Source organism: Acidovorax sp. (genome assembly GCF_046314175.1).
In the GTDB taxonomy this organism is placed as follows: Bacteria; Pseudomonadota; Gammaproteobacteria; order Burkholderiales; family Burkholderiaceae_C; genus Acidovorax.
This window is the reverse complement of sequence record NZ_JBKBXG010000046.1, coordinates 13,034-33,537: the sequence shown is the minus strand read 5'-3', so window position 1 is coordinate 33,537 and position 20,504 is coordinate 13,034. Positions and strand designations below refer to the sequence as shown.

The following is a 20,504-nucleotide window of genomic DNA, read 5'->3' as shown; positions in this document are numbered from 1 at the left end:
TTGCTATGCACTTTGACGTGCCTATTAAAGTGCATAGCACGCTCAAAAGGAAAACACCGATTATGAACTTTGATCTCAAGACCCTTGAACTGACTGCGGCAGCCTCCGAGAAATGCGATTTGCTGGTCGTGCTGATTCCAGAGGGCTTCAAGCCAGGGGCGGACGCGCTGTCTGCCCTGGCTGCGCTGGCGCTCAAGAACGGAGATCTGTCTGCGAAGGCAGGCAAACATCTGCAGCTTTACCAGGCGCCTGCCGTGGCGGCACGCCGGCTGGTCCTGGTGGGGGCGGGTGATGGTTCGGCCCGCTCAGTGCGCCAGGCTGTGCTGGCCGTGGGCGGTGCTATTAAGGCGCCGCAGACCAAGCGAGTCGTCGTGTGTTTTGCCGGGGCGGTGAAGGCAGGTGCCGTGTGCGCCGTGGTGCAGGCGGTTGCTGAAGCCAGCTATGTGTACACCACCACCAAGTCCAAGGTAGAGGCCCGCAGCCTGAACCGCTGCGTGGTGGGTGTGCCCAACGCCGCCGAGGCGCGTGAAGGTTTTGACAGCGGTGTGGCCCTGGTCGCAGGCGTCGAATTTGCCCGCGAATGGGGCAATCGCCCGGCCAACCATGCAACTCCTACGCTGTTGGCCAACGCGGCCAAGACGCTCGCGAAGTTGCCACGAATTCAATGCAAGGTGCTCGGTCCGGCCGAAGTGGCCCGGCTGAAGATGGGAGCGTTTTTGGCAGTGGCACGGGGGTCTGAAGAGCCGCTGCGGTTTATCGAACTGCGCTACAACGGTGCTACCAAGGACCAGGCACCGGTGGTGCTGGTCGGAAAGGGCATCACGTTTGATACCGGCGGTATCTCCATCAAGCCTGCGCCCGAGATGGATGAAATGAAGTTTGACATGTGCGGAGCTGCCAGCGTGCTGGGCGTGTTCCGCGCGCTCGGCGAGTTGCAGCCAGCCATCAATGTGGTGGGCTTGATACCGGCCTGCGAAAACATGCCCGACGGCCGCGCCGTGAAGCCAGGCGATGTGGTGACGAGCATGAGCGGCCAGACCATCGAAATCCTCAATACCGACGCCGAAGGGCGCCTGGTTCTGTGCGATGCACTGACGTATGCAACCCGCTTCAAGCCTGCAGCCGTGGTGGACATCGCCACGCTGACCGGTGCCTGTGTGATTGCACTCGGCGGCGTGCGCAGCGGCCTGTTTGCCAATAACGACGCGCTGGCGTCTGCCCTGCAGACTGCGGGTGACGTGGCGCAAGACCTGTGCTGGCGCATGCCGCTGGACGACGACTATGCCGATGGCCTCAAGAGCAATTTTGCGGATATGGGCAACGTGGCCGGGCGTGCGGGCGGCTCCATCACTGCGGCCAAGTTCTTGCAGAAGTTTGTGGGCGACATGCCCTGGGCCCATTTGGACATTGCTGGCACGGCCTGGAAGGGTGGCGCCGCCAAGGGATCGACCGGGCGCCCTGTCGGGCTCCTGGTGCAATACCTGCACGACCAGTCCAAGGCCAAGGCCAAGGCAGCAGCGCCCCGTGTCGCCGCCAAACCTGCGGCAAAGCGCGCGCCACGGGCCAAGGCGGTCTGACCGCTTTCACCAGGTATCGCTGAACATGACCGAGGTCGCCTTTCACTTCAACGCGCCGGACAAGCTGGCCTATGCGTGCCGCTTTGCCCGCAAGGTGCAGCGCGCTGGCGCCCGGCTGGTCATCGCAGCCCCCCCTGAGGCGCTGGCGGCCCTTGACCGGATGCTCTGGGCCATGGCGCCGCAGGATTTTGTTGCGCATTGCCGTGACGATGCCGATGAAGACATCATCCACGCATCGCCTGTTTTACTGGCTGCCGACGCACGATCGGCACCGCACCATGAAGTGCTGCTGAACTTGAACGCCGACGTGCCTGAAGGCTTCGGTCGGTTTGACCGGTTGGTCGAAGTGGTCAGCGCGCACGATGAAACGGATCGTGCCGCAGCACGTGCGCGCTGGAAGCATTACGCATCCCGCGGCTATGCCATCACGCGCCATGATCTGGTGCTGAAAGCTACCTGATGGCGCTGCCACCCCGCACTCCGCCGCGTTTCGTTCCGACACTCACCGAAGTGGTGCAAACACCGGACGCTGCGCCCGCCTTGCCTCCTGCCATGGATCCATCGCGTACGACGGTAATGCCGCCTCCACTGACTACGCGCGCACCTGCAACACCGATGGCTACATCTGCGGCGCCGAGGATGCCCAGCCCGCCGCCTGCAACGCCTGCTCCTGCTGCCAGGGCGGCTCCACCACCCACTCCGCTCGTGCCGCGGCCGAACCTGTCATCGCCTCCGCCTCTGGTCGCACGGCCTGCCATCGCAGCGGCGCCGGTTCCCTCTGCGGCGCCTGCCCCCAAGCCTTTGGCAGCCTCAGCGGCACCGCGACCGGCACCGCAAGTGACATCACCGCTGGCATCCGCAATAGCAACGCAGTCTGCGGTACATGCGGCACCTTTGTCCACGCCCCGGCCCGCACCAGCCCCTGCGGCTCAATCAGCATCAACACCTACAGCAACCGCCGGCGGTAGCGTGGCGACTGCCGCTGCATCGAAGACTCGGCCCATGCCCGAAGGCATGGAGGAGTACATGGTGCACCGCGTGATGCAGCGGGTGGACGTCGTGCTGGACCAGCGCCTGCGTGAAGCGATCGCCACAGTGGTGCAAGAACAAACCCGATCGGTGCTTCCGCGCCTGCGCGAAGAGATCGAATCCGTGGTGCGGCATGCCGTTTATGAAGCCGTAGCTGACGAGTTGGCCAGTGGCGCTCCCTCTGGGTCAAAGGGATGACAGGGTATTCCCCTGTGGTTTCCCCCGCATTTAATCGTGTTCCCTAATGATCTGGCCCGTAAATTGCGATATGTTCGCCTGCGTTGAGACACAAGAATATTCTCAGCGTTTATCTTTACTGGAGATTGATATGCAATTGAAGTTGAAACTGACCGTGGTTGCTGCTATCGCGGCTGCTGCTGGTGTGGCCTCTGCACAAGAGCAGGTGGTCAAGATCGGCCACGTGGCTCCGGTTTCCGGCGCCCAAGCCCACTACGGCAAGGACAACGAAAATGGCGCCCGCATGGCCATTGAAGAGCTGAACGCTCAAGGCATCACCATTGGTGGCAAGAAGATCAAATTTGAACTTCAAGCCGAAGATGACGCTGCCGATCCAAAGCAGGGCACGGCCGCTGCACAAAAGCTGTGCGACTCCAAAGTTGCCGGCGTTGTCGGTCACCTCAACTCCGGTACCACCATCCCCGCTTCCAAGGTCTACAACGACTGCGGTATTCCGATGGTGACGGGCGCTGCTACCAACCCCAACCTGACCAAGCCTGGCTACAAGACCACGTTCCGTATCATCGCCAACGATAACGCCCTGGGCGCTGGATTGGCTTTCTACGCTGTGGATACGCTCAAGCTCAAGACCGTTGCCATCATCGATGACCGTACTGCTTACGGCCAAGGCGTGGCAGACGTGTTCAAGAAGACGGCTATTGCCAAGGGCATGAAGGTGGTGGACGAGCAGTTCACGACCGACAAGGCCACTGACTTCATGGCCATTCTGACTGCCATCAAGTCCAAGAACCCTGACGCCGTGTTCTACGGCGGTATGGATCCACAAGCCGGTCCTATGCTGCGCCAGATGGAACAGCTGGGCATGGGCAACGTCAAGTACTTCGGTGGTGATGGCGTCTGCACATCGGAAATCGCCAAGCTGGCTGCTGGTGCCAAGACCCTGGGCAACGTGATCTGCGCTGAAGGCGGCTCTTCGCTGGCCAAGATGCCTGGCGGTACGGCCTGGAAGGCCAAGTACGATGCCAAGTACCCCAACCAGTTCCAGGTCTACAGCCCTTACACCTACGACGCCACGTTCCTGCTGGTTGACGCCATGAAGCGTGCCAACTCGGTGGACCCGAAGGTGTACGTGAACGAACTGGCCAAGTCGAACTTCAAGGGCGTGACTTCTGCCATCGCGTTTGAACCCAACGGCGAAATGAAGAACCCTTCGATCACTCTGTACGTTTACAAAGACGGTAAGAAGACTCCGCTGTAATTTCAGCGAGTTTTTGATCGTGACGAGGCACTCCGGTGCCTTGTCAAAGCAAAAAGGCTTCCCTTGGGAAGCCTTTTTTTGTATTGGTGCGGTAATGCTTCGATTAACGCCGGAATTTGTAAATCTTCAGCGCCGCACTTGCAATGAACCGGGGTTCACGATGTTCGTTGGCGTGCCCTTGATGAAGTTGATGACATTGTCGAAGGCCGCACCAAAATACAGCTCATAGCTGTCTTGCTCGACATAGCCGATGTGGGGTGTGCAGATGCAGTTCTCTAGCCGCAGAAGCGCATGGCCTTGCAATATGGGTTCACTCTCGAACACGTCCACTGCGGCCATGCCGGGGCGGCCACGGTTGAGCGCGGCAATCAATGCATCGGGTTCGATCAGCTCGGCGCGCGATGTGTTGACCAGCAGCGATGTGGGCTTCATGCACGACAGGTCTTCAAGTGAGATGGTTCCGCGGGTTTCGTCGTTGAGGCGAAGGTGCAGAGAGATCACATCGCACTGTGAAAAGAACTCTTCCCGCGTGGTGGCTGCCTGGTATCCGTCGGTGAGCGCCTGCGCCCGCGAGGCTTCACGTCCCCAGACGCGAACATTCATGCCGAACGATCGCCCATAGCCCGCCACCAGTTGGCCAATGCGGCCGTAGCCCCAGATACCGAGTGTTTTGCCACGCAGAACGCTGCCCACGCCAAAATTGGGCGGCATGGAGGCAGCTTTCAGTCCCGACTGCTGCCAGGCGCCATGTTTGAGGTTGGAAATGTATTGCGGCAATCTGCGCATCGCCGCCATGACCAAGGCCCAGGTCAGTTCAGCAGGCGCTACCGGGGATCCGACCCCTTCTGCCACGGCAATGCCGCGCTCGGTGCATGCTGCAACATCAATGTGGCTGCCGATCTTTCCGGTCTGGGCGATGAGTTTGAGCCTTGGCAACTTCTCGACCAGCTGCCGGGAAATTTGTGTGCGCTCTCTGACTAGTACGATGATGTCGGCATCCTTGAGCCTGACTGACAGCTGGCCCAGCCCCTTGACGGTGTTGGTATAGACCTTGGCGGTGTAGGCGTCGAGCCGAGAGGCGCAGTGCAGCTTGCGCACCGCATCTTGGTAGTCGTCGAGGATCACAATATTCATCCCGACATTGTGCCTTGGCAGGGAAAGCCGCAGCGCCCAGGATGGCTGTGCGGCACATCAAAACGCCAAGCTTTTAGTGACGGAGTGTTGATTGACACAGCGCAAGGCAAAGGCCACCGGAGCATTGTGAATGCGCCAATGATGCGCAGCGACGGTGCAGCGAAGTACTGGCAGGCACGTTGTTTTCAAGCGGGGCAAGCCGCCCGGCTATCCCGGTCATTCAATCAGCAGCTGACTTACCGGGTTTGCAATCCTTCCAGAGCTGCCATCCGGTCCAATTCTGCGCAGACATCAGCCATGCGACCGGCGATGACCAGCTTGCCGGTGCCCGCGTCACACACCCGCCGCAATACCCGCGCAGACTGGTTGGTTCGACTGTTGGAAGAGAGCGATGCAATAAAGGCGTCTCTGCTGCCCATGGACGACGTCGGCAGAAAAGACCGGTTGTTTCCTGTAGATGGCCCAACAGGCGTTTGCGGCGCGGTGACGGGTGGCCTGACGTTGAACGGCCAGTTGCCACGCAGTGGCCGACTGCCAGCAGAGGAGGGCGAAGCGGGGTTAGCTGTTGCGCCTGAACCCAGGGCCGCGCCCCGGTCCCGCATGTCCGCACGACCGCGTACCGGTGCTGACGGCGGTGCCGCTGGCGCATTGCATGCTGGCTCTTCCGTCTCGAGCAAAAGGTTTTGCTGCAGCCAGCGGGAGAGCGCGCGCAACGGTGCGGGCAAGGTGGAAAGGGTGGACATAGCAATTCCCATGTGAAAACTCCGAAGGTCGGGGGTTGGACATAGGCAGGATTGCAAGGCGAAGCGACACCGCAGGGCTGGGATGCTGATGGCAACAAGCCTTCAGTCCCCAAACGCCCGCCACCTGCGGTGCAGCCGAATGAAATGGGCTGACTTACATCAGCATGGTGTTGCGGATCAGCCCCACAGCGAGGCCTTCGATTTCGAAGGGCTCGCCGGGCTGCACCACGATGACGGGGTAGTCGGGGTTTTCGGGTAACAACTCGATGGCAGTGGCAGTGCGGCGCAGGCGTTTGACGGTTACGTCATCCCCCAGACGCGCCACGATGATCTGGCCGTTGCGGGCCTCGCGGGTCGATTGCACTGCGAGCAGGTCGCCATCCATGATGCCGGCATCCCGCATGGACATGCCTCGCACCTTCAGCAGGTAATCTGGCCGATGCTGGAAGAGGCTGTTTTCAACGCTGTAGGTCTGGTCGACATGTTCCTGCGCGAGAATGGGCGAGCCCGCAGCCACGCGCCCTACCAGAGGCAAGACCAACTGGGACAGGCCAGGGATGGGCAGGCTGAACTGGTTGCCGCGCGCTGCATTGATGGAGCGCACGGTCTCGCTGCGCAAGCGGATACCGCGCGATGTGCCACTGACCAGCTCGATAACCCCCTTGCGTGCCAAGGCTTGCAGGTGCTCTTCGGCAGCATTGGCCGACTTGAAACCCAGCTCGGCAGCGATTTCTGCGCGGGTAGGGGGAGCTCCGGTGCGTGCGATGGCGGTCTGAATGAGATCCAGAATCTGTTGCTGACGGGCTGTGAGTTTGGGGTTGTCGAGCATGGTGGTTTCCGGTGGAGGCAGCTACAGTAGCGGACAACTGTTTTTTAATCCAGTAACTGTATTTTTCACCAGTTTTTCGGAGTGCGCAAGTGAGTGGGCAAAAAATTGTGGTTTTGGGCACCGGTGGCACGATAGCGGGGACCTCGGAGCAGGCAGAGGACAACATCGGATACACGGCCGCTCAGGTCGGTGTGGCCCAGTTGCTGGAGGCTGTTCCTGGCCTAGAGGCTTTGGCCATGGTGCTTCATTCCGAGCAAGTGGCCCAGATTGACAGCAAGGACATGGATGGCGAGGTGTGGCTGGCTTTGGCGCGACGCTGCGCGCACCACATCGAAGACCCCGTCGTTCGGGGCATCATCATCACCCATGGCACCGACACGCTGGAAGAGACAGCCTGGTTTCTGCACCAGACATTGAACGCGCACAAGCCGGTGGTGCTGACCTGTGCCATGCGCCCGTCCACCGCATTGACGCCCGATGGACCCCAGAATCTGCTGGATGCCGTCGCTGTCGCGATGACTTCTGGCGCCAGCGGCGTGCTGGCGGTGGCTGCTGGCGAGGTACATGGTGCATTGCATGTGCAGAAGGTGCATCCCTACCGCGTCCATGCCTTCACGTCGGGTGACGTGGGTCCGCTGGGATTTGTGGAGGAGGGAACGCTCCGCTTGACACAAAATTGGCCGCTAGCGCTTGATGGTAAAGCGCGAATAGCTATTGAAAAGATAGCGAACGCTGACGCCTGGCCCCGCGTAGAGATCGTCATCAGCCATGCAGGCGCCACCGGTGCAGTGGTCGATGCCCTGGTGCGCGACGATGTGCAGGGTTTGGTTGTGGCCTGTACCGGCAACGGCACCATGCACCATGCACTGGAAGCCGCGTTGCTGCGGGCCCAGGATGCCGGTGTGAAGGTCGTTCGGTCTACCCGCTGCCCCGAGGGGCAGGTGTTGCCCAAGCGCGGTGACCTGTTTCCTGATTCGCGCGGCCTGTCGCCCGTCAAGGCGCGCATCGCCCTCATGCTTGATCTGCTCAACGCATCAGCAAGAAAGTAGCTGCCTCGCATGTTTACAGCCCTCAGAACCCATGTCTGGGCGTATCCGGCGCTGGAGGTCGTCCACATCGTGGGGATTGCGCTGCTGCTGGGCAATCTGGTGTTGCTGGAGTTGCGCGTGTTCGGCCGCGGCGCTGCGCTGCCGGTCAAGGACCTGGCCCGGCTGAGCCTTTCGGTCGCCTTGTGCGGCTTTGGGCTGGTGGCCGCATCGGGCCTGCTCATGTTTGCCTCGCAGCCTGCGGAACTGCTCAGCAACCGCATATTCACCTTGAAGATGCTGTTGTTAATACTTGCAGGCTGCAACGCTGCGTGGTTCCATGGGCGCGGGTCATTGGCGCGTCTGGACGGGCTGGCCCGTGCGCAGATGCTGGCATCTACCGTGGTCTGGCTGGCCGTGGTGGTGTGTGGCCGCTGGATTGCCTATGTTTAGCTTAGCAAGGAGAGTACCCCTATGACCCTGCAACGTCGTCACCTGCTTGCGGTCGCCGCAGCCCTGCCGCTGGGCGCCCGTGCGCACCATGGCTGGAGCAGTTTTGACCCAGAGCGCCCCATCTATCTGGAAGGCACGGTGCGCAAGGTGCGCTGGCAGAACCCCCATGCCGAGCTGGAATTGGAGCTGCCCGCTGGCCTGAAGCTGCCGCCCGATCTGGCGCAGCGTGCGGTGCCTGCACAGACGTCGCCGGTGGACGGCAAAGCGCTGCTGGCCAAAACCGTTTTGCCCACGCGCAAAGACCGCATGTGGGAGATCGAGCTGGCGCCGCTCACCCGCATGCAGGCCTGGCAGGTGCAAGAGATCAAGCCCGGCACGGTGGTGTCGGTGGTGGGTTTTACCCTGCGTGAGGAAAAAGGCGAGGCCGTGCTGCGCGCCGAATACCTGTTCGTGGATGGCAAGGCCTACGCACTCCGCTCTGGTCCCGCTTGATCTGATACCTCGACGTCGAGGGGCTTGTTCGTGCCCGCCAGACATAAAAAAAGCGACGCACCTCTGCAGGTGCGTCGCTTTTATTGAGGGGGCGGGACTGGCGGCTGGCTGCCGGCTGCAGATCAGCTGGCCAGTGCCTCAAAGGCCCGCGCGGTGATTTCGTCCACGGTGCCCGTGCCGCTGATGGCGCGGTACTTGGGTGCGGTGGCGGGTTCGGCCTTGGCCCAGTTGCTGTAGTAGTCCACCAGGGGGCGCGTCTGGTCGCTGTAGACCTGCAGGCGCTTTTGCACGGTTTCTTCCTTATCGTCTTCGCGCTGGATCAGGTCTTCGCCCGTCACATCGTCCTTGCCGTCCACCTTGGGCGGGTTGAACTTGACGTGGTAGGTGCGGCCGCTGGCGGGGTGCGAGCGGCGGCCGCTCATGCGTTCGATGATGGCGTCAAAAGGCACGTCGATTTCGAGCACGTAGTCGAGCTTGACGCCTGCGGCCTTCATGGCGTCAGCCTGCGGAATGGTGCGGGGGAACCCGTCAAACAGAAAGCCGTGAGCGCAATCTGGTTGTGTAATGCGTTCCTTCACCAGGCCGATGATGATGTCGTCGCTGACCAGAGCACCGGAATCCATCACCGCCTTGGCCTGCAGGCCCAGGGGCGTGCCCGCCTTGACGGCTGCGCGCAGCATGTCGCCGGTGGAGATTTGCGGGATGCCGTATTTCTGGCAGATGAACGTGGCTTGCGTGCCCTTTCCGGCGCCAGGCGCGCCCAACAGAATCAGTCTCATGGATGTCCTCGAAGGTTAGAAATCGGTGGCGCCGCTGACGGGGGCGTTCGAAGGGCACCTGAAGCCGTTCGGTGCGCCCGGGACGCGGTGCTCTCGTTGCGAGCGAGGATAGCATGTGACCACCTTGCGCCGACTTACATGGGCCCTGGTGAACGGGGCGGTGCGTTCGGGGTGCCGACCCTGTCACATTTCGCTAAAAACGGTGTGGCAGACAGACTGCTTCGGGGGCACCCACCCGCGCTGCAGGCAGTCGGTCAGTCCGTCAGGCCAAAAGGTTGCGCACCCGCTCCAGGTCTTGCGGAGTGTCCACGCCTGGGCCCGGTGCTTCTGCAGCGAGGTGCACCGCAATGCGATGACCGTGCCACAGCGCGCGCAGTTGCTCCAACGCTTCAACCGTTTCGGTCGGTGCGGGTGTCAGAGAAGGAAATTGCCGCAAAAAGCCCGCGCGATAGCTGTAGATGCCCACATGGCGCAGCGGCGTGAAGCCGGTCATCGATGCGATGCCGGGCGCTGCAGCCGCGGCCGCACCTTGCCACCAGGCCATGTCCGCAAAGTCGCGCCCAAATGGAATGGGCGCGCGGCTGAAGTAGTGCGCCAGCCCGCGCGCATCCAGCACTACCTTGACCACGTTGGGGTTGGTGTAGTCGGCCAGTGATGCGATGGTGTGTGCGGCGGTGCCCATGCTTGCCTCTGGACGGGCGGGTAGCAGGGTGGCCACGGCGTTGATGAGATGGGGGTCCATCAGGGGCTCGTCGCCTTGCACGTTGACGACGATATCGTCGCCGTCCAGCCCCAGGTCGGTGCACGCCTGCGCCAGGCGGTCACTGCCGCTGGCGTGGTCTGCGCGGGTCAGGATGGCCTCTATGCCGTGGTCGGCGCAGGCTTGCAGAATGCGGGTGTCGTCGGCTGCAACCACCACGCGTACTGCGGCGCTTTGGGCAGCGCGCCGAGCCACGCGGACCACCATGGGTTGGCCGGCAATGTCTGCCAACGGCTTGTTGGGCAGGCGACTGGAGGCCATGCGGGCCGGAATCAGCACGGTGAAACGGGGCGTTGCGGGATCGGCGGCGGCCCCCTCTGGCGTTGGCTCGCTCACTGCTCCAGTTCCTCGTCGGTCAGCGTGCGTGCTTCGTTCTCTAGAAGCACCGGAATCCCGTCGCGCACCGGGTAGGCCAGCCGCGCGCTGCGGGAGACAAGCTCCTGTGCGTCACGGTCAAAAGTCAGCGGGCCTTTGGTGACGGGGCAGACCAGCAATTCAAGCAGTTTGGTATCCATGGCGGCGGGCTTTCGGGAGGGGGCGTTCAGACAGGGGGGGATGATAGCGGCGGGAGCACGGCTACCTGGGTGGCCGCGATGTGAATGCCCATGCGTGCGTCCAGTGCCTCAAAGAACGCCGGGTTCACCTGCAGCTGCAGCGGCACGGCCAAAGCATCCGGATGCTGCCCCCACAGTTTGACGGCGTCTTTTTCGGTGCAAATCAGGGTGTAGCGCCTGTCTAATAAGCGGTTCCAGCTATTAAAATCATAGTGATCTGGCAAAGGCTCAGTGTGCGCCAGTGTCAGCCCTTGGGCCAGCAGCATGGAGAAAAAATCATGAGGACGGGCCACGGCCGCCACCGCATGCAACGGGTGGCCCTGTAAGTTTGCAAGCGGCATCTGGGTTCCGTCAGAGCGCAAAGCAAACGGTGCCAGCGCTCGTTGCATAGCAAACGCGGGGGCTGCGCCTCCGGGCACAGCGTGGCCAGCATGCAGCACAAAATCCACGGCGCGCGGCCAGGGCTCGCGCAGTGGGCCCGCAGGCAGAAGAAAGCCGTTGCCAACGCCCTGGTCGTTGAAGATACAGATCTCCAGATCGCGTTGCAGCGCCAGGTGCTGCAGACCGTCATCGCACACGATCACATCGGTATCCGGGTGGGCGGCCAGCAGGGCCCGGGCCGCCGTGATGCGGCGTCGGGCCACAAACACAGGGACTTGGCCTGCGCCACCGGGCCCGTTGGCAAAGCTGCGCGCCATCAGTAGGGGTTCATCGCCCACCTCGCTGGCCAGACTGTCGGGTGCAACGGCTCTGCAGTCGGTAGTGCTGCGCCCGTACCCCCGGGAAATCACCCCGGGGCGCAGGCCACGGGCCTGCAAATGACGCACGATTGCAATGACCGCAGGGGTTTTACCTGCCCCCCCGGCGATGACGTTGCCCACCACCACCACGGGGCGGCCTGGATGCTGAGCTTTCAGCCATCCGGCCCGGTACAGGCTGCGGCGAATGTGTACCAAGGCGCCGTAGATGAGTGACACTGGCCAAAGCACCCAGGCAGCGATGCCGCGCTTCTGCCATATCCGCTGCAGTCCGCGTTGGTTTGATGGTGCAGGGGCGGGTGAGTGCCCCACCGTGGGCGGGACCGAAGGCGGGGCGGGCAGTGAAGATGTGGAAGAGGGCGGCTGCGGCCCGGAGGCAGCCATGCCGGTCAGCGGCTGGCGGCGCGGCCCGCTGCCGACGACTGGGTGGCAAAGGTGATCTGCGTCAGACCCACGAGGCGCGCGGCTTCCATCACGGTGACCACCGATTGGTGCGGCGACATGGCGTCGGCGCTGATGATCACCACGCTGTCGCGACCCGCGCTGGCGGCCGTGCGCAGAGCCTGGGCGATGGCGTCCACGCTTTTGCCGTCCACACCGGTCTTGTTGACGGCGTAGCGGCCGTCAGCGGCCACCGAAACAATCACTTCCTTGGGGTGGTCGCGCTGCTGCTCGGCGTCGGCCACGGGCAGGGTCAGCTGCAATTCGGTGAACTTGCTGTAAGTGGTGGTCAGCATCAGAAAGATGAGGATCACCAGCAACACGTCGATGAACGGGATCAGGTTGATCTCGGGCTCATCCTTGGGCCGGGGGCTGAAGTTCATGGGCAAAGCTCTTGTAAGGCGGGGGGCCGGATGCGGCAGGCGAAAGACCGCCTTACTTCACCTTGCGCAGGCGCAGGATGTGGCGCACAAACTGCTCGGAGGCCAGCTCCAGCGTGAGCAGGTACGCATCCACGCGTGCGCGGAAGTAGCGCCAGAAGATCAGTGCCGGGATGGCGACGATCAGCCCGAACGCCGTGTTGTACAGCGCAATCGAGATGCCGTGCGCCAATTGGGTGGGGTTACCGCCGCCCAGCGCCTGGCCTACGCCGCCGCCGCCCGCTTGCGAGCCGAAAATCTCGATCATCCCGATCACCGTGCCCAGCAGGCCGAGCAGGGGAGCCGCCGAGGCAATGGTGGCCAGGGCCGCCAGGTATTTCTCAAGCCGGTGGGCCACGCTGCGGCCAGCGCCTTCCATGGCAGAGCGCAGGTCCGCCTCGCTGCATTGGGGGTTGCTGTTGAGGGTGCGCAGGCCGCTGGCCAGCACTTCGCCCAGCGCAGAGTTTTGGGCCAGCTGGTTGACCACGTCTGGCGTGGGCACAGACTTGGACGACACCGTGATGGCCTCGTCCAGCAGTTTGGGGGGGGCAACGCGGGCCGTTTTGAGGGCCACAAAACGTTCAAAAATCAGCGCCAGTCCCAGGATGGAACACGCGATCAGGGGCCAGATCGGCCAACCTGCGGCTTGTATGATGGACAGCAAATCTCTCTCCGCGCAGATGAAAGCAATCGGCGATTATGGCCCAGCTTCATCGCACTACTTCGTCACAAACCGTTACGTTGCTGTGCGCCCCACACGCGGGGCCGCTCACCCACAAAAACTGTGGATAACTTTGTGGGCAACCCTCTCCGACAACCTCGCAAAGTGGCGCCACGCCGTGCTTGCAACAGATTGATGAAAAATTGTGCAGTGAAAAACGTATATAAATCAACAGCTTGCACGTGCTCTGGTGTTTTGCGGCCGGTTTTGTGTGGGGCCGCAGGCCAGCTGGCCGCTCGGTCGTTTCTGTGGAGTACTCCCAATGTGAATGCCGCGCCAGTGCGCGCCGTGCCTCATGATTGACCGCCCAGGCCACGCTGCGACGCCCCGCGTGTGGGAAGTTGGCGCGCTGTGCCGCGCCATTGCTGATGCCCTGGAGGCGAGATTCAATCCTGTCGCGGTGCGCGGCGAGATAACGGGCTTCTCGCGCGCATCCAGCGGGCATTGTTATTTTTCGATCAAAGACACGAACGGGCAGTTGCGTTGCGCCATGTTCCGCCGTGCCGCCACGCTGCTTGACTTTTCGCCGCGCGATGGCGAATTGGTGGAAGTGCGGGGTCGCCTGGGGGTGTACGAGGCACGCGGCGACTTGCAGTTCATTGTCGAAAGCATGCAGCGGGCCGGGCAGGGCGCATTGTTCGAGCAGTTCTTGCGGCTCAAGGCGCAGCTAGAAACCGAAGGCCTGTTTGACACGGCCCGCAAACGCCCTTTGCCATTGCAGCCGCGGGGCATTGGCCTGGTCACGTCTTTGGGCGCAGCCGCCTTGCACGATGTGGTGACCGCACTGCGCCGCCGGGTGCCGCACATCCCCGTGGTGTTGGTGCCGGCCCAGGTACAGGGTGGGGCTGCACCGGCATCCATCATTGCGGCGCTATCAAAACTGTATCTGCTTGCGCAAGCAGGACAAGCGCTAGAGGCTGATTTGACTAAGAATCCCGCCATTGACGTCATCCTGCTCGTGCGTGGCGGTGGTTCCATCGAAGACCTCTGGGCTTTCAATGACGAGCACCTTGCCCGCACCATCGTGCAAAGCCCGGTGCCGCTGATTTGCGGTGTGGGGCATGAAACCGACTTCACCATTGCGGATTTCTGCGCCGATCTGCGCGCGCCCACGCCGACGGCGGCGGCCGAACTGGTGTCCCAACCGCGCGATGTGTGGCTGGGTGCGCTGGACCTGCTGGCCGAGCGCATCGCTGACGGCGTGCAGCGCCAGCTTGACGCCCGCCACCAGCGGCTGGACCAGGCAGCAGCACGTCTGGGTCGGCCGTCCGGGCTGGTGGCGCGCCAGCAAATGCAACTGGCCCGCCTCGCGCAGCGCATGCGCCATGGGGTGCTATTGAAATTGCAGCGGCTTGCGCAGACCCAGCAAGCGCTAGAGGCCGAAGTGCCTCAAAAAATTCAGCGCCGCCTGGTGCAGCAGGCCGACCGGCTGGACCGCGCCGCACTGCGGCTGGACCTGCTGGACCCGCGCCTGGTGCTGCAACGCGGTTATGCGCTGTTGACCGACACTACAGGGCAAGCGGTGACTAGCGTCCGGCAGGCGCAGCCCGGCGACGCCTTGCGCGCCACCCTGGCTGATGGGGCATTGGATGTGACCGTGGGACAGCCGCGCCTGCTGTGATCTCTGCCCGCTGCGCCGGATGTGTGGCTGCTGTTCCCGGAGGTTGCGCCCAGTGAGCGTGGGTTGAGTGAAGGGCCTGTGTAGGACAGCAGCGTGTTCTCGGGCTTTCTGCGGTTTTCCCCGCCCGCATCTGCCCTGATCCTGCACAGGTCACATGATCTTTCTACAATGCCCTCTCGCGCTGTGCCCGACTGCATTGATCAGGAATGCGTTGCAGAGGGGGTCCCAGCCATCCCAGAATTTCAAACCACAAGGAATCACCACATGGAACATACCCTTCCCCCACTGCCTTATGCCATCGACGCCCTGGCGCCGAACTACAGCCAGGAAACACTGGAGTACCACCACGGCAAGCATCACAACGCCTATGTGGTGAACCTCAACAACCTGCAAAAGGGCACCGAATTCGAAGCGATGACACTCGAAGAGATCATCAAGAAGTCGAGCGGCGGCATCTACAACAACGCAGCCCAGATCTGGAACCACACGTTCTTCTGGAACTGCATGGCCCCCCAAGGTGGCGGTGAGCCAACCGGCGCGCTGGCCGACGCCATTAACGCCAAGTGGGGCAGCTACGCGGCCTTCAAGGAAGCGTTTGTGAAGTCCGCCGTGGGCAACTTTGGCTCCGGCTGGACCTGGCTGGTGAAGAAGGCCGACGGCAGCGTCGACATCGTCAACACCGGCGCCGCTGGCACGCCACTGACCACCGCCGACAAGGCACTGCTGACAGTGGACGTGTGGGAACACGCGTACTACATCGACTACCGCAACCAGCGCCCCAAGTTTGTCGAAACCTTCCTGTCAAGCCTGGTGAACTGGAAGTTCGCTGAAGCCAACTTCGCCTGATCGCAGGTCAAAACTGCTGGGCACACCCGCAGAAACAAAAAACGGCCTTCGGGCCGTTTTTTTTATGGTTTTTGAAGCCTTTTAGGCCTCTAGCGCTTGTCATTAAAGCGCTGGCAGCTATTCAAATGATAGTGAACTGGCGCGCGCTCATTGGCGTTTGAACGGCGTACCGCCCAGTTTGGCGCCCGCCTTGATCCCCTTCTTGGCAAACCAGCCCTGGTTCATCTCCAGCACGTAGCGCACCGGTTTGTCTGAGCAGTGCGAATCCAGCGTCTGCGGCTTCATGTCGGCCAGGTTGACGATGGTGCCGTCGTCGTCCACAAAAGCTGCCGTGAGCGGCAGCAGCGTGTTTTTCATCCAGAAGCACTGCTGCGCGGGTTGCTCAAACACAAACAGCATGCCCTCGTGCTGGGGCATTTCCTTGCGGTGCATCAGACCGATCTGGCGCTCCTGGGGCGCCTGCGCAACCTGCGCATCGATGCGGTGCATGCCGGCGGTCAGCTCCACACGCCGCAGGTTCAGCTGCGGGCCGTCCTGCGCGGTAGCGCTGCCTGCAAACAGAAGGCCCAGCAAAGTCAGCAAGGCGGCCACTGACGAAACAGTGCGACGTGCTACGCGGTGGGTGGGCGCCAGTGCGGCAGTGGCGGGGCTGGGTGCGGTCATGGCCATGGTTTTACGGGGTAGGAGGACGAGGAACAAGAACGACTGCCGATTGCGCGACAAGTTTCACGCCGCACGCGGGTCACCGCGATTTTGAGGCATTCCGCCAAGTGTCATCTGAGCGGCCGTCGCGAGTGCGGCGCGCAGCGGTTGACAGGGCCGGAGCCGCCAATCTTTGTCATTAAAATGATCCGGCTTTGGACCGCTTGGCGCCACCTAGACCCGTTTCAGATTCCCCAGGAGACACACCACCCATGACCACCTACCAGCACATCACGGTGCCTTCCGAAGGCCAGAAGATCACCGTCAATGCCGACATGTCCCTGAATGTGCCGGACCAGCCCATCATCCCTTTCATCGAAGGCGACGGCACGGGTCTCGACATCACGCCCGTGATGATCAAGGTAGTGGATGCTGCTGTGGCCAAGGCCTACGGCGGCAAGAAGAAGATCCACTGGATGGAGGTCTACGCAGGCGAAAAATCGACCAAGGTGTATGGGCCCGATGTGTGGCTTCCGGAAGAAACGTTGCAAGTGCTGCGCGATTACGTGGTGTCGATCAAGGGGCCGCTGACCACCCCCGTGGGCGGTGGCATCCGTTCTTTGAACGTGGCCCTTCGCCAGGAACTGGACCTGTACGTTTGCCTGCGCCCGGTGCAGTATTTCAAGGGCGTGCCTTCGCCGCTGAAAGAGCCCGAAAAGACCAACATGGTGATCTTCCGTGAGAACTCGGAAGACATCTACGCAGGCATCGAATTTGAAGCCGAGTCCGACAAGGCCAAGAAGCTCATCAAGTTCCTGCAGGACGAGATGGGCGTCAAGAAGATCCGCTTCCCCAACACGTCCGGCCTGGGCGTCAAGCCGGTTTCCATAGAAGGCACCGAGCGCCTGGTGCGCAAGGCCATCCAGTACGCCATCGACAACGACAAGCCCAGCGTGACCATCGTGCACAAGGGCAACATCATGAAGTACACCGAGGGTGGCTTTCGTGACTGGGCCTACGCCCTGGCGCAAAAGGAGTTCGGTGCGCAGCTGATTGATGGCGGCCCCTGGTGCCGTCTCAAGAACCCCAAGACGGGCAAAGAGATCACCATCAAGGACAGCATCGCCGATGCGTTCCTGCAGCAGATCCTGCTGCGCCCGGCCGAGTATTCGGTGGTGGCCACGCTCAACCTCAATGGCGACTACATCTCGGACGCTCTGGCTGCCCAGGTGGGCGGCATTGGCATTGCGCCCGGCGCCAACATGTCCGATTCGGTGGCCTGCTTTGAAGCCACGCACGGCACCGCTCCCAAGTACGCGGGCAAGGACTACGTGAACCCCGGCTCGGAAATTCTGTCGGCCGAAATGATGCTGCGCCACATGGGCTGGATCGAGGCGGCGAACCTGATCATCAGCTCGCTCGAAAAGTCGATAGCCTCCAAGAAGGTCACGTATGACTTTGCGCGCTTGATGGACGGTGCGACGCAGGTGAGCTGCTCGGGCTTCGGGCAGGTGATGATCGACAACATGTGACCGCCTCGCCTGGCGTTTGCGCGGCACTTGGTGTGCGGCTCTGCAAGGTGACCACTCCATGTTGGTAAGCCCCTGTTTCTTCGGGAATCGGGGCTTTTTTCTTGTGTGCCGGGGCCGGCCGGGCCGAGCCTTGGTTTGCATCCGCAGCGCTTGACCGGACTGGAAACGGGGCGGGGTCAATCGATATGGCCATGGCGCTGGTTGACCGGCGCCATTTGGTGCTTTGTGTTTTCTGCACTTACCGCCTAAGATGGTCCGCACCAGAGCGCCGCAGGGCGCGCTCTGTTTCTCGCGCGCCACTGCTTGCGGTGGTGTTCAAGTCTCGATGCCACTCCATCGCCACCATGGCGTGCGGAGTCGGGCCTGCACAACAAGGTTGCCCCTTCCGGGGTGCGTACCGGGCAGGTCTCACACAGAGAGGGCCGAATGGCGTCTGACTTTTCTGCTGCGTACTGGGACCAAAATCCAGATGCTCTGCTGGTGTTGTCACCGCAAGGTGTCGTGCTGGAATGGAACCCTGCTGCCGAAGTGATCTTTGGCTACGTTCAGGCCGAAGCCAGGGGCCGCTCCATCCTTGACCTTATTGTTCCCCCAGACCGTGCACATGAAGAGGAAGCCATTCGAGCCGATGCGCTGAGATTGGGCACCTCGGTGCACGAGTCCGTACGCCGCCGCAAGGATGGGTCGCTGGTGCATGTCAACGTTTCCACTAAGGCCGTGCGCGATGCCGGCGGGCAGGTGCTGTACTTCCTGTCGAGCAAAAAAGATGTCACCCAGCTCAAGGTGCTGCGCGATGCCAAACTGCTGGAAGCGCGGTTTCGCGACCTGCTCGAATCCACCCCTGACGCCATCGTGCTGGTCAACGTGACCGGCCGCATCGTGATGGTGAACTCGCAGGCCGAGCGGGTATTTGGCTACCAGCGCGCGGATCTGCTGGGGCAGGCGGTCGAGGTGCTGCTACCCATGCGCTACCGCGGCGCACACCTGGGGCACCGCAGCGGTTTTTTTGAGCAGCCACGTGCCCGCACCATGGGTGCAGGGCTGGAGCTTTATGGCCTGCGCCAGGACGGCGGTGAGTTCCCTGTCGAGATCAGCCTGAGCCCCATCCAGACCGAAGAGGGCACCATGGTGATGAGCGCAATCCGCGACATCACCGATCGCAAGAAGGCCGACCAGAAGTTCAAGGACCTGCTGGAGGCCGCCCCGGATGCGATGGTCATTGTCAACCGCGAGGGGCGCATCGTGCTCGTCAATTCGCAGGCGGTGAAACTCTTTGGCTGGAGCCGTGACGAACTGCTGGGTCAGCAGATCGAATTGCTGGTGCCCGCGCGCTTCAGTGGCTCGCACCCTTCGCACCGCAACGGTTTTTTTGCCGAACCCCGCAGCCGGTCCATGGGCGCCGGGCTGGAACTGCATGGCCTGCGCAAGGATGGCAGCGAGTTTCCGGTGGAGATCAGCCTGAGCCCGCTGGAGACCGAAGAGGGGCTGTTTGTCTCCAGCGCCATCCGCGACGTGACGGAGCGCAAACGCATCGAACAAGCCCTGCGCGACAAGAACCTGGAGCTGGAGAACGCTGCCCTCGTCAAAGACCGGTTCCTGGCCAGCATGTCGCACGAACTGCGCACGCCCCTTAACGCGATCATTGGCTTTACCGGCACGTTGCTGATGAAGCTGCCTGGCCCGTTGAACACCGAGCAGGAGAAACAGTTGCGCATCGTGCAGACAGGCGCACGGCACCTCTTGTCGCTCATCAACGATCTGCTGGACGTGGCCAAACTGGGTTCGAGCAAGGTCACTCTCAATCTGGAACAAGTGGACTGTCGCACCGTGGTGGAAGAGGTGGCCGCCACCTTGGGGCCAGAGGCCGCGCGCAAGTTGCTGGCGTTTGACGTGGAGCTGCCCCCAGGCAGTGTGCCCCTCTGCACCGACCGGCGGGCGCTCAGCCAGATACTCATCAATCTGGTGGGCAACGCGATCAAGTTCACCCAGCAAGGAGGGGTGTATGTGACGCTGCTGGACGACGTGCCGCACGCTGATGGGCGCAGGGTGGCCGTGAGGGTGCGTGACACCGGGCCGGGCATACCTGTCGACGAGCAGTCCCGCCTGTTTGAAGCCTTCTCGCGCGTCGAAAGCGCCGACCGGCGTCACCACGAAGGCACGGGCCTGGGCCTGCACCTCAGCCGCAAATTGGCACAAGCGCTGGGTGGGCGGATCTACTTTGAAAGTGCCGAAGGGCAGGGCAGCACGTTCACCCTTGAAATCCCGGAGGCCAACGAATGACGGTTGCCACCATTCTTGTCATCGAAGATGACGAGGCCAGCCGCATGCTGGTCACTTACTTGCTCGAATCCGCTGGGTATTTGGTGCATGCGGCTGAAAACGGCGCGGTCGGGCTGGAGCTGGCGCTGTCCCGCCCGCACGACATCATCGTCTGCGATCTGCAGATGCCCATCCTGAACGGCTACCAGGTGGCGCAGACCCTGCGCTCTCACCCCCATTGGCGTGCAGTACCTTTGGTGGCGGTCACCGCGTTTTCGATGCCCGGCGACCGCGAAAAGGCGCTGGAGATGGGTTTTGATGACCACCTCTCCAAGCCCATCACGCCTGAGACCTTTGTCGAACAAATTGCGGCGTTCCTTCGTAATTTGCCCGCTGGCTCAAAGGGTATTGGCTGATGCGAGCCGCCAGCCTAA

The 20,504-nt window shown here is 62.2% G+C and carries 22 protein-coding genes; 12 read left to right on the top strand and 10 right to left on the bottom strand.

Translation table 11 applies throughout. The features are described 5' to 3' along the window. Positions 1–62: 62 nt before the first annotated feature. The 4 genes from ACK4OE_RS14470 (at position 63) to ACK4OE_RS14455 (ending at position 4,062) form a co-directional block, all read left to right on the top strand. Positions 63–1,577 carry a leucyl aminopeptidase gene (locus ACK4OE_RS14470; RefSeq protein ID WP_409885509.1) on the top strand — a complete coding sequence of 505 codons (1,515 nt, stop codon included), beginning with the start codon at positions 63–65 and terminating at the stop codon, positions 1,575–1,577. Between the two features lie 25 nt (positions 1,578–1,602). Next, positions 1,603–2,037 (top strand): DNA polymerase III subunit chi, encoded by a 435-nt coding sequence (locus tag ACK4OE_RS14465; protein ID WP_409885508.1) that lies wholly within the window; start codon positions 1,603–1,605, stop codon positions 2,035–2,037. A gap of 542 nt (positions 2,038–2,579) precedes the next feature. Beyond that, positions 2,580–2,804, top strand: coding sequence for a hypothetical protein (locus ACK4OE_RS14460; RefSeq protein ID WP_409885507.1), 225 nt, complete (start codon positions 2,580–2,582; stop codon positions 2,802–2,804). 130 nt (positions 2,805–2,934) lie between these two features. Next, positions 2,935–4,062 (top strand): branched-chain amino acid ABC transporter substrate-binding protein, encoded by a 1,128-nt coding sequence (locus ACK4OE_RS14455; protein WP_409885506.1) that lies wholly within the window; start codon positions 2,935–2,937, stop codon positions 4,060–4,062. 126 nt (positions 4,063–4,188) lie between these two features. Here the strand turns inward: ACK4OE_RS14455 and ACK4OE_RS14450 are convergent, their stop codons facing one another. The 3 genes from ACK4OE_RS14450 to lexA form a co-directional block, all read right to left on the bottom strand. After that, entirely contained in the window at positions 4,189–5,196 is a 1,008-nt protein-coding gene (locus ACK4OE_RS14450; RefSeq protein ID WP_409885505.1) for a D-2-hydroxyacid dehydrogenase family protein, read from the bottom strand. Positions 5,197–5,432: 236 nt separating this feature from the next. Continuing rightward, complete coding sequence (locus ACK4OE_RS14445) at positions 5,433–5,939, bottom strand: hypothetical protein (protein ID WP_409885504.1); 507 nt, start codon at positions 5,937–5,939, stop codon at positions 5,433–5,435. Positions 5,940–6,093: 154 nt separating this feature from the next. After that, the gene (gene lexA, locus ACK4OE_RS14440) at positions 6,094–6,768 is read right to left on the bottom strand and encodes a transcriptional repressor LexA (protein ID WP_409885503.1); all 675 of its coding nucleotides are present in this window, start codon (positions 6,766–6,768) and stop codon (positions 6,094–6,096) included. 89 nt (positions 6,769–6,857) lie between these two features. Here lexA and ACK4OE_RS14435 point away from each other — a divergent pair, with 89 nt between their 5' ends. From ACK4OE_RS14435 to ACK4OE_RS14425, 3 genes are read left to right on the top strand one after another with little or no spacing between them, the layout of a single operon-like run. Beyond that, positions 6,858–7,817: an asparaginase gene (locus tag ACK4OE_RS14435; RefSeq protein WP_409885502.1), complete on the top strand. Its 960-nt coding sequence runs from the start codon at positions 6,858–6,860 to the stop codon at positions 7,815–7,817. 9 nt (positions 7,818–7,826) lie between these two features. Further along, positions 7,827–8,246, top strand: coding sequence for a hypothetical protein (locus ACK4OE_RS14430; RefSeq protein WP_409885501.1), 420 nt, complete (start codon positions 7,827–7,829; stop codon positions 8,244–8,246). A 21-nt stretch (positions 8,247–8,267) separates the two neighbouring features. Further along, positions 8,268–8,738, top strand: a complete 471-nt coding sequence (locus ACK4OE_RS14425; protein WP_409885500.1) for a DUF6152 family protein — start codon at positions 8,268–8,270, stop codon at positions 8,736–8,738. A gap of 122 nt (positions 8,739–8,860) precedes the next feature. Here ACK4OE_RS14425 and adk read toward each other — a convergent pair whose 3' ends face one another. The 6 genes from adk to ACK4OE_RS14395 form a co-directional block, all read right to left on the bottom strand. After that, positions 8,861–9,517, bottom strand: a complete 657-nt coding sequence (adk, locus tag ACK4OE_RS14420; protein WP_409885499.1) for an adenylate kinase — start codon at positions 9,515–9,517, stop codon at positions 8,861–8,863. Positions 9,518–9,779: 262 nt separating this feature from the next. Further along, a complete protein-coding gene (gene kdsB / locus ACK4OE_RS14415) occupies positions 9,780–10,613 on the bottom strand; it encodes a 3-deoxy-manno-octulosonate cytidylyltransferase (protein ID WP_409885498.1) in 834 nt (277 codons plus the stop codon). Further along, positions 10,610–10,792, bottom strand: a complete 183-nt coding sequence (locus ACK4OE_RS14410) for a Trm112 family protein (RefSeq protein WP_409885497.1) — start codon at positions 10,790–10,792, stop codon at positions 10,610–10,612. The genes kdsB and ACK4OE_RS14410 overlap by 4 nt, the downstream gene beginning before the upstream one ends. 26 nt (positions 10,793–10,818) lie before the next feature. Further along, the gene (gene lpxK, locus ACK4OE_RS14405; RefSeq protein WP_409885496.1) at positions 10,819–11,973 is read right to left on the bottom strand and encodes a tetraacyldisaccharide 4'-kinase; all 1,155 of its coding nucleotides are present in this window, start codon (positions 11,971–11,973) and stop codon (positions 10,819–10,821) included. Between the two features lie 5 nt (positions 11,974–11,978). Further along, positions 11,979–12,413, bottom strand: coding sequence for an ExbD/TolR family protein (locus tag ACK4OE_RS14400; RefSeq protein ID WP_409885495.1), 435 nt, complete (start codon positions 12,411–12,413; stop codon positions 11,979–11,981). 52 nt (positions 12,414–12,465) lie between these two features. Next, positions 12,466–13,113, bottom strand: coding sequence for a MotA/TolQ/ExbB proton channel family protein (locus ACK4OE_RS14395; RefSeq protein ID WP_409885494.1), 648 nt, complete (start codon positions 13,111–13,113; stop codon positions 12,466–12,468). A gap of 352 nt (positions 13,114–13,465) precedes the next feature. Here ACK4OE_RS14395 and xseA point away from each other — a divergent pair, with 352 nt between their 5' ends. Next, entirely contained in the window at positions 13,466–14,791 is a 1,326-nt protein-coding gene (gene xseA, locus ACK4OE_RS14390) for an exodeoxyribonuclease VII large subunit (RefSeq protein ID WP_409885493.1), read from the top strand. 264 nt (positions 14,792–15,055) lie between these two features. Next, complete coding sequence (locus tag ACK4OE_RS14385) at positions 15,056–15,637, top strand: superoxide dismutase (RefSeq protein ID WP_409885492.1); 582 nt, start codon at positions 15,056–15,058, stop codon at positions 15,635–15,637. 147 nt (positions 15,638–15,784) lie between these two features. On the opposite strand, the gene ACK4OE_RS14380 is transcribed toward ACK4OE_RS14385, so the two are convergent. Further along, positions 15,785–16,306, bottom strand: a complete 522-nt coding sequence (locus ACK4OE_RS14380) for a DUF192 domain-containing protein (RefSeq protein ID WP_409885491.1) — start codon at positions 16,304–16,306, stop codon at positions 15,785–15,787. Positions 16,307–16,551: 245 nt separating this feature from the next. Here ACK4OE_RS14380 and icd point away from each other — a divergent pair, with 245 nt between their 5' ends. The 3 genes from icd (at position 16,552) to ACK4OE_RS14365 (ending at position 20,486) form a co-directional block, all read left to right on the top strand. Further along, on the top strand, positions 16,552–17,811 hold the full coding sequence (gene icd / locus ACK4OE_RS14375) for an NADP-dependent isocitrate dehydrogenase (RefSeq protein WP_409885490.1): 1,260 nt from the start codon (positions 16,552–16,554) through the stop codon (positions 17,809–17,811). A 426-nt stretch (positions 17,812–18,237) separates the two neighbouring features. Beyond that, positions 18,238–20,091, top strand: a complete 1,854-nt coding sequence (locus ACK4OE_RS14370; protein WP_409885489.1) for a PAS domain S-box protein — start codon at positions 18,238–18,240, stop codon at positions 20,089–20,091. Next, a complete protein-coding gene (locus ACK4OE_RS14365; RefSeq protein WP_409885488.1) occupies positions 20,088–20,486 on the top strand; it encodes a response regulator in 399 nt (132 codons plus the stop codon). Before ACK4OE_RS14370 ends, ACK4OE_RS14365 begins: the two co-directional genes overlap by 4 nt. The last annotated feature ends 18 nt before the right edge of the window (positions 20,487–20,504 follow it).